Origin of the sequence: Marinomonas pollencensis, assembly GCF_003387375.1 — a bacterium.
Classification (GTDB): domain Bacteria; phylum Pseudomonadota; class Gammaproteobacteria; order Pseudomonadales; family Marinomonadaceae; genus Marinomonas; species Marinomonas pollencensis.
The window spans coordinates 44,349-58,318 of record NZ_QUNG01000013.1; the positions used below are offsets into that span (position 1 = coordinate 44,349).

13 protein-coding genes are annotated in these 13,970 nt (G+C 46.8%); all 13 read left to right on the top strand.

Annotated elements, in window-relative coordinates:
• Positions 1–37: 37 nt before the first annotated feature.
• A complete protein-coding gene (locus DFP81_RS15205) occupies positions 38–1,531 on the top strand; it encodes an NAD(P)H-hydrate dehydratase (RefSeq protein ID WP_181903115.1) in 1,494 nt (497 codons plus the stop codon).
• Positions 1,532–1,563: 32 nt separating this feature from the next.
• Entirely contained in the window at positions 1,564–2,031 is a 468-nt protein-coding gene (tsaE, locus tag DFP81_RS15210) for a tRNA (adenosine(37)-N6)-threonylcarbamoyltransferase complex ATPase subunit type 1 TsaE (RefSeq protein ID WP_115898758.1), read from the top strand.
• Between the two features lie 90 nt (positions 2,032–2,121).
• Complete coding sequence (locus tag DFP81_RS15215; RefSeq protein ID WP_115898759.1) at positions 2,122–3,450, top strand: N-acetylmuramoyl-L-alanine amidase; 1,329 nt, start codon at positions 2,122–2,124, stop codon at positions 3,448–3,450.
• Positions 3,451–3,503: 53 nt separating this feature from the next.
• Entirely contained in the window at positions 3,504–5,465 is a 1,962-nt protein-coding gene (gene mutL / locus DFP81_RS15220; protein ID WP_115898760.1) for a DNA mismatch repair endonuclease MutL, read from the top strand.
• Position 5,466: 1 nt separating this feature from the next.
• Entirely contained in the window at positions 5,467–6,399 is a 933-nt protein-coding gene (gene miaA, locus DFP81_RS15225; protein WP_115898761.1) for a tRNA (adenosine(37)-N6)-dimethylallyltransferase MiaA, read from the top strand.
• Between the two features lie 89 nt (positions 6,400–6,488).
• Positions 6,489–6,734 carry an RNA chaperone Hfq gene (gene hfq / locus DFP81_RS15230; RefSeq protein WP_115898762.1) on the top strand — a complete coding sequence of 82 codons (246 nt, stop codon included), beginning with the start codon at positions 6,489–6,491 and terminating at the stop codon, positions 6,732–6,734.
• A gap of 35 nt (positions 6,735–6,769) precedes the next feature.
• Positions 6,770–8,059, top strand: coding sequence for a ribosome rescue GTPase HflX (hflX, locus tag DFP81_RS15235; protein WP_115898763.1), 1,290 nt, complete (start codon positions 6,770–6,772; stop codon positions 8,057–8,059).
• A gap of 41 nt (positions 8,060–8,100) precedes the next feature.
• Positions 8,101–9,348, top strand: coding sequence for an FtsH protease activity modulator HflK (gene hflK / locus DFP81_RS15240; RefSeq protein ID WP_115898764.1), 1,248 nt, complete (start codon positions 8,101–8,103; stop codon positions 9,346–9,348).
• Positions 9,348–10,223, top strand: a complete 876-nt coding sequence (gene hflC, locus DFP81_RS15245; RefSeq protein WP_115898765.1) for a protease modulator HflC — start codon at positions 9,348–9,350, stop codon at positions 10,221–10,223. Before hflK ends, hflC begins: the two co-directional genes overlap by 1 nt.
• Before the next feature lie 117 nt (positions 10,224–10,340).
• Complete coding sequence (locus DFP81_RS15250) at positions 10,341–10,538, top strand: DUF2065 domain-containing protein (protein ID WP_115898766.1); 198 nt, start codon at positions 10,341–10,343, stop codon at positions 10,536–10,538.
• Between the two features lie 14 nt (positions 10,539–10,552).
• Positions 10,553–11,728 carry an ATP phosphoribosyltransferase regulatory subunit gene (locus DFP81_RS15255; protein WP_115898767.1) on the top strand — a complete coding sequence of 392 codons (1,176 nt, stop codon included), beginning with the start codon at positions 10,553–10,555 and terminating at the stop codon, positions 11,726–11,728.
• A gap of 37 nt (positions 11,729–11,765) precedes the next feature.
• Complete coding sequence (locus DFP81_RS15260; protein ID WP_115898789.1) at positions 11,766–13,064, top strand: adenylosuccinate synthase; 1,299 nt, start codon at positions 11,766–11,768, stop codon at positions 13,062–13,064.
• A gap of 206 nt (positions 13,065–13,270) precedes the next feature.
• Positions 13,271–13,969, top strand: coding sequence for a response regulator transcription factor (locus DFP81_RS15265; protein WP_115898768.1), 699 nt, complete (start codon positions 13,271–13,273; stop codon positions 13,967–13,969).
• Position 13,970 lies beyond the last annotated feature (1 nt).

The window sequence follows — 13,970 nt, forward strand, 5'->3', positions numbered from 1 at the left end:
AGATAACCTTATATCTCGGGCATAGGAGATGAAAATAATGAGACATATTGGTGCTTTTTCGACTCAGCCTGTTTTCAATGTGGCGTCTATCAGGCAGATAGAGAAAGCATTGTTTTCATTTGAGGGAAACAGTTTTACCGTTATGGAGCGAGCAGCTCAAGCTTTGTTTAAGCATATTGTCACAAAATGGCCTGATGCTCAGCATTTTGTCATCTTAGCTGGGGCTGGTAATAATGGCGGAGATGGCCTGTTGTTGGCGGTTTTGCTCAAGCAGGCGGGGTTGCAGGTATTGGTGCTGGATTGTGCTCACTCCCCACGCAGCGGTGATGCTCTGCGTGCCTTTGAGGCAGCGCAACGGGCTAAGGTAAACGTTGAGTTGTTTTCTATTGAGCAGGTATGTTCCGCTGCGGTTGTGGTGGATGGGGTGTTGGGGATTGGTGCACGTTTGCCGCTTAGGGAAGATTTGCAGTGCGTGGTGCACTGGATCAATCAGACCAAGCATAAGGGGGCGGCCGTGGTGGCCATCGACCTGCCGACTGGGGTTGATGCGGATACTGGCTATGCTCAGCAATGTGTTGAGGCGGACTTAACCATATCTATGGTGCAGCTAAAAATAGGCAACTTACTTGGACGTGGTGGCATAGCGGCCGGACAGTTAATAAATGACAGTTTGGGTTCGCAGTCAATAATGGCTGAAATGTCGTTAGCGGGTGGTCAGCTGCACTGGCTGGATGTGCGACAGTTCGTAAAACAGAAGCCTTGCCCGCGTTATTTGGACAGTCATAAAGGCAGTTATGGTCATGTTGCTGTTGTTGGGGGTGATCATGGCTATGGTGGGGCGGCTTTGATGGCGAGTGAAGCGGCATCGAAAACCGGCGCAGGAACCGTTGCGTTACTTACTCGATGGGAACATGTGACAGCTTCGTTGGTGCGTAATCCGAATGTTATGGCGTTTGATGCACAGCAGGAACAAGTGTTGTCATTAGGTATTCGCAATCACTGTGTGTTGGTGTTGGGTCCAGGGTTGGGGCGCGCACGGTGGGGGCAGCAGCTATTTACACAAATGATGGCTTTGTCTTTGCCTACCGTGCTGGATGCTGATGGGCTTTTTTGGTTGTCACAAGACTCTGAGGTTGAGTTGCCAATAGGCTCTGTTATTACGCCTCATTTGGGGGAGGCTGCTCGCTTATTGGGTTGGCAAATTGAGCAAGTGAACCGCTCGCCAATAAAGGCTGCGTTATTGCTGGCGCGGCGTTATCGCTGTGTCGTGGTGTTGAAAGGAGTGACAACATTGGTGGTCAATGAGCGAGGAGACGTGTATATGGCAGGCAAATCTGAACCTGTGTTATCTAAAGGTGGTTCGGGGGATGTGTTGAGTGGCATGCTTGGTGCTACGCTGGCCTACTATAAAGACACTTTGGAGGCTGCTTTAATGGCGGTTTCTTGGCACAATTACGCCGCAGGTGAAATGGCGGTGCATAAGGGGGTTCATTGTGGTCAGCCTTATGATGTATTGGATTATTTAGATTGAACGGCCAGCAACTATTGAGGAATGACAAAGTAATGCGAGTTGAAAAAGAAGTGTATGGCGAAGAGGCCATGGAGGCATTTGGTGCTGGCTTGGCGCAAGCGTTTAATAAAGGTGCGGTGGTTTACCTTGAAGGGGATCTTGGTATGGGTAAAACAACCATGGTGCGTGGCGTATTACGAGGCCTAGGATATGAAGGTCCAGTGAAGAGTCCGACGTATACGCTTGTTGAGCCTTATGAGTTTACCGACTTAGAAGTGTTTCATTTTGATTTGTATCGCGTGGGCGATGCGGAAGAATTGGAATACATGGGGATTCGGGACTATTTTACAGAACGCGGCGTGTGCTTGATTGAGTGGGCTGAAATGGGGCTTGGCGTGTTGCCTGAGGCTGATGTGATTGTCTCGATTGAGCGTATTGCTCAAGGGCGCAAAGTGGTCGTCGCTTCGGGCACTGAAAAAGGCTCGTTGGCTTTGCGCAGTTTATCGGAGGTGAAGATTTAGTTGGTCTGTTAATGTCTTTCTACTGACTAAGATTGAGATCCACTTAGTCAGCAGTTATAGTGTGTCACATATACTAGCTAGCTGTCTGATATGCATAATAAATTTCGCACTTATCTAATTTTTTTCTGCCACTTTTTTTTATTGTTGGCGTGTTTTGATGTGTCTGCGGCTGAAATTCGCGACATTCGTGTGGGGCAACAAAATGGTGTCACACGATTGGTCTTTGAATTGACGGCAGCATCAGAGCACAGAATGTTTCCATTATCTAATCCAGATCGTGTGGTGTTGGATATTAGTAAAGTCCATTTAAGTGAGACTGTGGTTAATCATTTGTCCGCGCTGTCTTCTGGTGTTTTGATGCGGGTGCGTTACGCTCGCCGAAACGACGGGGTTCGATTCGTGCTCGATTTATCCCAACAGGTGCGTGCGAAAAGCACGGTGTTGGCAGCCAATGGTCAATATGGCCCGCGTATTTTGGTGGAACTCAGTTATGGCACTAAGCAGGTTGCGAAAGCCGTCAAAAGCTTAGCGTCTATCGAAAGTGCAAAACGGGATATTGTTATTGCGATCGACCCAGGTCACGGTGGCAAAGACCCTGGTGCGTTGGGTAAGTATCGGGTTCGTGAAAAAGACATTGTGCTGTCTATCGCAAAAGAATTGGCTAGGCGCATCAATAAAGTGGATGGTTTTAAAGCGGTGCTAACCCGTTCTACTGATGTGTTTTTAAAGCTTAGGGATCGATCTAAGGTTGCGCGCGAAGCGAATGCTGACTTAATGGTGTCGATACACGCTGACTCCTTTACCCGGGCCAGTGCTCGTGGGGCTTCGGTATGGGCGTTATCGTTAAGTGGTAAATCCTCTGAAATGGGGCGCTGGTTGGCGCAGCAAGAAAACTCTGCAGATTTGGTGGGCGGGATTTCGCTGGACGATAAAGATCAGTTGTTGGCTGAAGTCTTGCTGGATATGTCGATGAATTCGACGATTCAAATGAGCTTAAACGTAGGTACTAGCGTTCTGAGTGATTTAAAGGGCGTGGCTAGGTTGCACAAAAATACGGTTCAACAAGCGGGCTTTGTGGTCTTGAAATCTCCGGATATTCCATCCATTTTGATAGAAACCGGTTTTGTTTCTAACAGTACCGAAGCGAAGAATCTGTCCAGCAAAACCTATCGTTATAAGATGGCGGCTGCGATTTCCAGTGGCATAGTGGGCTATTTTACTAACAATGCACCGAAAGGGACCTTGCTGGCATGGAAGCAACAACGTCATGCTGGTTATGCTTATACGGTGGCCCGAGGCGATACGCTTTCCCAGATTGCGCGTCGTAACAATGTTTCTCTTAGTGCCTTAAGAAGTGCCAATTCCCTAAAAAATGATGTTATTTGGGTGGGCCAAAAACTTCTTATTCCGGCAAGTTAATCGATAGCAACTCCTGCTTACAGGTGGGAGTTGTTCCCAATGAAAGGCAGTTCATGCAAAGAATTAATCTTTTATCCCCTCGTTTAGCAAACCAAATCGCGGCAGGTGAGGTGGTCGAACGTCCAGCTTCTGTGGTTAAAGAGTTGCTTGAAAATAGCCTGGACGCAGGTGCAACGCAGCTTGATATTGATGTGGAGCAGGGCGGCGTTAGGCGCATCAAAATTCGTGATAATGGTGCGGGCATATTAAAAGACGATTTGTCCTTGGCGTTGAGTCGCCATGCGACCAGTAAAATTATCACCTTGGACGATCTGGAAGCGGTTCGTACGCTCGGCTTTCGCGGAGAAGCGTTGGCCAGTATTAGTTCGGTGTCGCGTTTGCATTTAACTTCCCAGGCAGAAGGTGAGGATGATGCATGGCGGGTGGAAACAGAAGGCAAGGATATGAGCACCTCAGTGCGCCCTGCCTCTCACCCTAAAGGCACCACGATAGATGTCCGAGATTTGTTTTTTAATACGCCGGCTCGGCGTAAGTTTCTGCGTACTGAAAAAACCGAATTTAACCATCTTGAAGAGGTGGTGAAGCGGCTTGCCTTGAGTCGTTACGACACAGGTTTTCGATTAAGTCACAATGGCAAGCAGGTGTATGACCTTCGTCCTGTGACAGATCAGTTGCACGCAGAGCATCGGTTGGCCAGTTTGTTGGGTAAGAAGTTCATCGAAAATGCTTTGACTATCGATGTGGAGGCAGCTGGGTTGCGCTTGTGGGGTTGGATTGGTCTGCCAACTTTCTCGCGTTCGCAGGCGGATTTGCAGTACTTTTTTGTTAACGGTCGGGTGGTGAAAGATAAGCTGGTGGCCCATGCGGTGCGTCAAGCCTATCGAGATGTTTTATACAATGGTCGTCACCCTACCTTTGTTTTGTATTTGGAATTAGACCCAGCAACAGTGGATGTTAACGTTCATCCTACTAAGCATGAAGTACGTTTTCGTGATGGCCGCTTAGTGCATGATTTTCTGTTTAGTCGGATTCATAAAGCGATTGCTGATGTGCGTCCTGAATCGGAAGGGACAGAGGATGCAGAGACAGGATTAAGTGTTTCACAAGGTGGCGTGCATCAAGAGCCAGCAATCACGGAGCAGTCTGCATTGCCCTTGGCAAATCGGCCTACGGGCGGTTCGGACTGGATGCAGGCGTCACCAACGCGAGTCGATTCCGGACAAGTAGCAGGGCAGCTGGAAGGGATGCAGCGTTTGTCTGGTTATGCCAATGATTACGCTTCCGCTTCTGGTTATACGCCGACTGGTGGTTTTTCCTCGGCTGATGGTGAGCAGGTGGATCCGCTGACGGGTGAAATTCGCCAAGTGAATGGTTTTGCTTTGCCTGTGAACTCGACTTTTTCTGGGGAGATAAAAGAGGGTTACCAAACTGTGCCGCCCTTGGGTTTTGCTGTGGCTCAGTTGCATGGTGTTTATATCTTGTCAGAAAGCGAAAATGGCTTGATTCTAGTGGATATGCATGCGGCCCATGAACGTATTGTTTACGAACGAATGAAAGCCTCATTTTATGAGAAAAGCATCGCTACTCAGCCCTTGTTGGTTCCCATTAATGTGTCTGTCTCACAAAGCGAAGCGGATTTGGTGGAAGAGAGCGCTGATGTGTTTTCTGCCTTTGGTTTCAGGGTTGAGCGCACCGGTCTAGAGAGTGTGATGGTGCGAGAAGTGCCTATTATCCTGATTAAAGCAGATGCTGAGGCGCTTGTTCGAGATGTTATTAGTGATCTGTCTACTAACGGTGTGTCTGATTTGTTAGAAGCCAGAGCAAATGAATTAATGGCTACCATGTCTTGTCATGGTGCGGTGCGGGCGAATCGTAAATTGACGATTGCGGAAATGAACAGCCTGCTGCGTGACATGGAGATTACCGAGAGGAGTGGTCAGTGTAATCATGGTCGCCCAACCTGGACTCAGATGACAATGTCTGATCTTGATAAATTATTTTTACGAGGGCGCTAGTATGGCAAAACCGAGTGTTGTTTGTTTAATGGGGCCGACGGCGTCAGGTAAGACAGGGTTGGCGGTTGAGTTGGCACAAAATCACGGCTATGAAATTATTAGTGTTGACTCTGCCTTGGTTTATAAAGGTATGGATATTGGTACCGCCAAACCGGATGCCAGCATCTTGGCGAAAGCGCCACACCGCCTGATTGATATTATTGACCCTCTTGAGTCCTATTCGGCGGCGGATTTTGTAGAAGATGCCGTGACTCAGTCGCAGGAAATTATTGCGGCGGGCAAAACGCCTTTGTTAGTGGGTGGCACCATGATGTATTTCAATGCTTTGCAAAAGGGCTTGGCGCCACTGCCTAGTGCTGATGACAGTATTAGGGCCGCTCTTGAGCAGGAAGCGGCAGACAAGGGTTGGCCGGCGTTGCACGAGGAGTTGGCGCGGGTCGACCCTGAGTCAGCGTTACGTATTCATCCTAACGACCCTCAGCGTTTACAAAGGGCGTTAGAAGTGTACCGAGTGTCGGGGCGTTCGATGACTCAATGGTGGGCGGAACAAGAGCCGGTCTCTTTGCCCTTTGATATGGTGAATTTGGCTGTTATGCCAAAAGAAAGAAGTGAGTTGCACGCACGAATTGAGCAGCGTTTTTACGAGATGATGGATCAAGGCTTTTTACAGGAGGTTGAATCCTTATATCAGCGTGGTGATTTGTCGATTGATCTGCCTTCTATGCGCTGTGTTGGTTATCGGCAGCTGTGGCACTATTTAAATGGTGACGATTTGCTTGAAGATGCTATCTTTAAGGGAGTGGTTGCCACTCGCCAGCTTGCCAAAAGACAGCTAACTTGGCTTCGAGGGTGGGATGATTTGATGATTTTTGACAGTTTGTCGAAAGATCTTGTCTCTCAGGCCTTGAATTACATAGAAAGCAGGATTATATAGGGGAAATAAAGAAAGATTTCGTGTACTATCTACCGTATTGTTTTACTAAGATTAATTTTATTTTTTTGCGCTTGCTTAAGGAGATTCCAATGTCGAAAGGGCAATCATTACAAGACCCTTATCTAAATGTTTTACGTAAAGAGAGAGTGCCTGTTTCTATCTTTCTTGTAAATGGTATTAAACTTCAAGGTCAAATCGAATCCTTTGATCAGTTTGTGATTCTTTTGAAAAACACAGTCAGCCAAATGGTATATAAGCATGCCATTTCAACTGTTGTGCCTTCTCGTACTATCCGTGTCCCGTCTCCTGATCAGCCGGAAGATGCTACTGAATAGTTTGCTGTTAACAGGGCAAACTGAGGAATATTAATTTGTTTTTTGAACGCCCCGATAGTGGTGAAATTGCAGTATTGGTTCATATGGAGTTTCATGATCAGCGTGAATCCTATGGACCGGAAGAGTTTGTTGAACTTTCCATCTCTGCTGGTGCAGATCCGATAGCGGTTGTTACCGGATCTCGCCAGCGTCCTGATTCCAGATATTTTGTCGGTACTGGCAAATTGGATGAAATCAAAGGCATTGTTGATCGAGAAGGGGCAGAAGTCGTCCTTTTTGATCACGCTTTGTCTCCTTCTCAAGAGCGTAACCTAGAAAGTATTTTGAATTGTCGAGTGCTTGACCGCACTGGATTGATCTTGGATATTTTTGCCCAGCGTGCACGTACCCATGAAGGTAAGTTACAAGTAGAGCTTGCCCAGCTTCAGCATATGTCTACACGGCTGATTCGAGGCTGGACTCACTTGGAGCGCCAGAAAGGCGGTATTGGTATGCGTGGCCCAGGTGAAACTCAGCTAGAAACTGACCGTCGTTTGTTGCGTGAGCGTATCAAAGCCATTCAAAAACGCTTAGATAAAGTAAATGCACAACGTGACCAAAGTCGTCGAGCTCGTTCCCGTTCAGCGGTACCGACTGTGTCTTTGGTGGGCTACACCAATGCGGGTAAATCAACCTTGTTTAATCGTGCCACTGGCGCGGACGTGTATGCGGCCGACCAGTTGTTTGCTACCTTGGATCCAACGTTGCGACGTTTAGATCTAGAGCAAATCGGAACGGTTGTATTGGCGGATACGGTAGGTTTTATTCGACAATTACCGCACCGCTTGGTAAAAGCGTTTCAGGCGACATTAAAAGAGTCTTCTGAAGCGGATTTGTTGCTTCACATTGTTGATGCGGCGGATTTATCCCGAGATGAAAATATTTCAGAAGTGGAAAGTGTGCTGCAAGAGATTGGCGCAGAGGAAGTGCCAACACTTAAAGTCTTCAATAAGATTGATATGTTGCCAACGGGTGAGGCTCGTATTGATCGAGATCCAGATGGTAAGCCAGTTCGTGTCTGGGTATCTGCTCGTGACGGTGTGGGAATTGACTTGTTACAGCAGGCGATAGCGGAACTTTTGGCGGAAGATGTACTCAATGAAACGCTAGTGTTGCCAAATGAGTATGGTCGCTTACGGGCGATGTTGTTTGAGCAAGGAGCGGTTCGTTCTGAACGCTATGATGAGTTTGGGCAGTCTATCTTAGAAGTAAGGTTGCCAAAAAAGGACTATTTACAAATACTAGCGCGTGCTGGAATGTCTGAAGATCAGATTGAAGCTGCATAACTCAAGATTTGATTATCATTAAAATAAAGTGGAGATGTAGTATGGCCTGGAATGAACCGGGTAATAACGACAAGGACCCATGGAATCCGGATAAAAACCGTACCGATGGGGGTCGCCCAAATGACGGTCGCGAAAAGGATTCCAATGGTAGTGATCCGTGGGGTCGTCAAACTGGTGGTAATGATCAAAGTCCACCAGACCTTGATGAAGCCTTCAGAAAGCTAATGGGTATGCTGGGCGTCAAGAAAGGCCGTAAAGGTGGTTCTGGCGGCGGCGGTGATTCTGGCTTCTCTGGTAAATTTGGCGGTAGCTTAATTGCGATTGTGCTGATTGCTTTGCTGGGTTTGTGGGCTGCGTCAGGGGTTTATCAGGTAGATCAGCAAGAGCGTGGCGTAGTGCTGCGTTTGGGTAAATACCATGAGACCGTGATGCCTGGTTTGCATTGGAATGCGCCTTTGGTGGATTCTGTGAGCAAGGTGAATGTGACAAAAGTACGTTCCCACGATCACAAGGCTTTGATGTTGACAGTTGATGATAATATCGTTGATGTCAGTGTTTCTGTGCAGTATTCGGTAGAAAATCCAAAAGATTTCCTGTTGAATGTGCGTGATCCTGAAGAGTCTCTTGCCCAGGCAACAGAAAGTGCGTTGCGTCATGTTGTTGGTAGCTCTGAAATGGATCAGATTCTTACAGAAGGTCGTGAATTGTTAGCGACAGAAGTAAAAGCTCGCCTGCAAGATTACAACAACGCTTATGGTACTGGCTTACTTATTTCTAAAGTAAACGTGGAAAACACTCAGGCTCCGACTCAGGTGCAAGAGGCGTTTGATGACGTTATCAAGGCGAAAGAAGATGAGTTGCGCGTGCGCAACGAAGCGGAATCCTATGCTAACGGTATTATTCCTGAGGCGCGTGGTAAAGCGCAGCGTATTAGAGAAGAAGCTGAGGCGTATCGTTCTGAAATAGTGGCTCGTGCAAGTGGTCAAGCGGATCGTTTTGATCGTTTATACCGTGAGTATGTTAAAGCACCAGATGTGACGCGTCGTCGTCTCTACATTGAGACCATGGAGTCTGTTTATAAAGACACTAATAAGGTCGTTGTGGATACCGAAGACGGTAATAATATGATGTACCTGCCTCTGGACCAGTTGATGAAAAATCAAGCTTCAGGAAGCAAAGTAGACGTTAGGTCTCTCGATTCTAATAGCATTGGTACGATAACGGACCAAGTAATAGATGAGCTTCGTAAGCGCCAAGGTTCAACGGTAAATAGACAGGGGAGAAACTAATGAAAGGACTTTCTTTTTCAATTCTATTTGCTGCGTTGATTGCTATTTTGGTGGCATCTCAAACACTTTATGTTGTGAAAGAGACGCAGCGAGCTGTGGTGCTTAAATTTGGTGAGATTGTGGATGCGGATGTTAAGCCGGGTCTGCATTTTAAGATTCCTGTTGTTAATGAAGTGAAGAAATTTGACGCACGTATTTTGACAATGGACTCACGCCCACAGCGTTATTTGACGCTTGAGAAGAAAGCGGTAATCGTTGATTCTTACGTTAAATGGAAAATCGAATCCGTTGATAAGTTTTATCAAGCAACGTCAGGTGACGAGTTTGTTGCAAACCGAGTACTTTCCTCTCGAGTAGACACAGGGTTGCGTAACCAATTTGGTGAGCGCACCATGACAGAGGTGGTTTCTGGTCAGCGTGATCAGTTGATGACAGAGTTGCGTGACAACTTGGATAAAGTGGCTCAGTCTGAATTGGGTATCAAGATCGTTGATATTCGAGTCAAACGAATCGAGCTACCACCAGATGTTAGTGAGTCTGTTTATCAGCGTATGAGAACGGAGCGTGAGCGAGAAGCGCGTGAGCACAGATCGAAAGGTCTTGAGTTGGCGGAAGGTATTCGAGCGGATGCAGATCGTCAGCGCGTCGTGCTTGAAGCGGAAGCTCAGCGTGATGCAGAAATGATTCGCGGTGACGGTGATGCGCAAGCGGCAGCGATTTATTCTAAAGTCTATAAGCAAGATCCAGAGTTCTATGATTTCTATCGTAGTCTTCAAGCTTACCGAGATAGTTTCGAAGGTAAGAAAGATTTGTTTGTGCTTAAGCCTGACAGCGAGTTCTTTAAGTATTTGAATAGTTCAACTCTTTCTAAGTAAGGATGAATTATTCAGCAATATTGGATCGTGAAGCCTATTTGTTGAAATAGGAAACATGGTACTATTACACAAACCGGGTCCTGCCCGGTTTTTTAATGGTCAAAATAAAGAGAGTCTATGCAGGAATTGTTGCAGTCGCTGCTTATTGGCGTCAGCCTGTTATTGATCGCCGAGGGAATTTTGCCGTTTTTAGCTCCTCAGTTATGGAGAAAAATGATGGCGAAAGCAGTCGCGAGTTCGGATTTGAATTTGCGTATTCTGGGTGTGGTTAGTATGTTTCTTGGATTAATGCTCCTTTTACTGACTCGAAGCTAAGAGGATATAGTTTAATGACATTAGCAGACCGTTGGTTGCTTCCTGAAGGTGTGGATGAAGCGTTGCCTGAACAGGCCGCTAAAATAGAACATCTTCGAAGAACCCTGCTGAATCTCCATGAAAGTTGGGGTTATCATCTTGTAATTCCACCTCTCTTAGAATACCTAGACTCCCTTCTTATCGGTGCTGGCTCAGACCTAGAAATCGAAACATTTAAGGTGATTGATCAATTATCTGGTCGTCTTATGGGAGTTCGTGCGGATTTCACTTCGCAGGTGTCGCGCATTGATGCTCATTGCCTGAAAGGTGAGGGTGTTCAACGCTTGAGCTATTGCGGTAGTGTGTTACGTACTATGCCAGCAGGCTTGGATGGTACTCGCAGCCCAATACAGCTGGGCGCAGAATTGTATGGTCACGGTGGCTTAGAAAGCGACATTGAAGTTTTGTCTTTAATGTTGGAGACCTTGTTCTCGGCTGGCTTGTCCAATCTCGTGCTCGACTTGAGTCACGTGAATATCGTACGTGGTGTGCTAGCTGCTTGTGAGTTAACCGATGAGCAAGAAAGCAAGCTGTTGGAACTTTATAATGCCAAAGACCTTCCTGAGCTTGATGCCTTTGTAAAAGGGCTATCCTTAACATCAGATCAGGCGGCTTGGTTGGTGCTTTTACCTCGCCTGTGTGGTGGTGTTGAAGTGTTGCAAACGGCAGTGCAGGGGTTGGGCGGTATTAGTCAATCTATCGACGATGCGCTGGCGCTATTAAGCAGTGTGAGTGCGGTGATTGAACGCCGTTATCCTGCCATTGGTCTGCATTTCGATTTGAGTGATTTGGTGTCTTATAGTTACCACACAGGCTTGCTTTTCGCGGCTTATGTACCAGGTCACGGTAACGCCATTGCTCGCGGTGGTCGTTACAACAATATTGGTGAAGCGTTTGGTCGTTCTCGACCTGCGACTGGCTTTAGTACCGATGTGAAAGCCTTAGTTGCTCTTGCGAATGTGCATGTTGCTACGCCAAAAACTGTGTTGTCGCCTGTCTGTCAAAGCGATGCGTTATGGGCAAAAGTTAATGCGTTGCGAGCGCAGGGATATCGAGTGATTGAAGCCTTAGATGATGGCTGTGTCGATACTGTAGATTTTACGTTAGTGTTTGTTGATGATGCTTGGCAGCTTGTGTCAGCCGAACAATAGATTTTCTTTAAGAACTATCAAGATGAGACCTGATATTATGGGTAAAAATGTCGTTATTCTAGGCACCCAATGGGGTGATGAAGGTAAGGGTAAAGTAGTTGATCTACTTACAGAAGATGTCGCTGCTGTAGTTCGCTTTCAAGGCGGACATAATGCAGGTCATACCTTAGTGATCGACGGTAAAAAAACCGTATTGCATTTGATTCCTTCTGGCATTCTACGTGAAGGCGTGCAATGTATTATTGGTAACGGTGTGGTGCTTTCACCGGCAGCGCTGAAGAAAGAAGTGGAAGAGCTTCTGGAGCAGGGCGTACCAGCGGTCGATCGTTTGAAAGTGAGTGCAGCGTGTCCGTTGATCCTTTCTTACCACATTGCTATGGACCAGGCTCGTGAGCTTGCTAAAGGCGAGAAAAAAATTGGTACAACGGGTCGTGGTATCGGGCCAGCGTACGAAGATAAGGTAGCTCGTCGTGCGATTCGTGTTGGTGATCTGTTGGATCCTGAGCGTTTTGCCTGCAAGTTGAAAGAAGTGCTTGAATACTACAACTTCATTTTGACTAACTATCATCAAGTTGAGCCTATTTCTTACGATGAAGTGTATGCAGAAGGCTTGGCGATGGCTGAGTTCTTGCGTCCAATGGTGGCAGATACTATTTCTCTTCTACATGACTTGAGAAAATCTGGCGCGAACATCATGTTTGAAGGTGCGCAAGGTTCCTTGTTGGATGTGGATCACGGTACTTACCCTTATGTGACCTCTTCTAATACGACCGCCGGTGGTGCGCCAGCAGGTACCGGATTTGGTCCACTGTACTTAGATTACGTGCTAGGTATTACCAAAGCATACACGACACGTGTTGGTTCTGGCCCTTTCCCGACTGAGTTGTTTGACGAAGATGGCGAGCGCCTTGGTACTCGTGGTCACGAGTTCGGTGCAACCACTGGTCGTTCACGTCGTTGTGGTTGGTTTGATGCTGTGGCGCTTCGTCACGCGGTGCAAATTAACTCTGTGTCTGGTATGTGTTTAACAAAACTGGACGTACTAGATGGTTCTAGTGTGATCAAGGTTTGTGTTTCTTACGCGGACGCTGACGGTAACCCAGTTGTGGGTTCTCTTGTTGATAGTGAAGGCTATGAGCAAGCTCGCCCGGTTTATGTTGAGCTTCCTGGTTGGAGTGAATCAACAGTAGGCGCGCCAAGCTTTGAAGCCCTACCTAAAAATGCACAAGACTACATTCGCTTCTTAGAAGAGCATGTAGGTGTGCCGGTTGACATTATTTCAACGGGCCCTGATCGCAACGAGACTATTGTGTTGCGTGACCCTTTCAAAAGCTAATTGCTTGTGAAATAGACAAAAAAGCCGCTGATGCGGCTTTTTTTGTTTGCTTTTGGCGAGAAGAGGTCATTTATTAGTATTAATTGTAAATAGAGTGAAAATGGGGGCGGGTCTTTATTTGCGCCTAAGGTAATATTTACAATTGATGTTACGGACGCGTCGACGTCGTAAGACAATGCACCTATTTAATAAGAGATAAGGTAATTATGATGAAGTTACTGTTAGCAGATGATGATGCACGTTTGTCTGATTTGATCAAAGAATACTTTGATGGTGAAGGTTATCAAGTTGCTCATGCTTGGAATGGGCGCGAGGCGCTAGAGTTAATGGCAGAGGATATGCCGGATATTGTTATTCTTGATGTCATGATGCCAGAGCTAGATGGCTTTGAAACCCTTAAGCAAATCCGCAATAAAAGTTCTGTGCCGGTGATTATGCTGACTGCAAAAGGGGATGATATTGATCGTATTTTGGGGTTAGAAATGGGCGCTGACGACTATTTGTCTAAGCCTTTTAATCCGCGTGAGCTATTGGCGCGTATTAAGGCGATTTTACGCCGTGCCAGCCAAGAGAAAGAAGATGATCCTACCGCTGATATCGAGCTTTCAGGTGTGCTGCTGCGCCGTAAAGATCGTAGTGTTTTCCTAGAAGGGGAATTGGTGGAGCTGACAACCTCTGAATACACTTTGCTTGAGTGTATGTTACTGGCGCCAGGTCAGGTGTTAACTAAGCAAGAGTTGTCTGAAAAAGCCTTGGGTCGTAAATTGACCATGTACGATCGCAGTTTGGATATGCACATAAGTAATCTGCGTAAGAAAATTGGTAATCTTGAAAATGGCGACCCGCGAATCAAAACCGTGCGTGGCGTTGGCTATATTTTTGTGGCAAGTGAACAAGGCGTTTAAT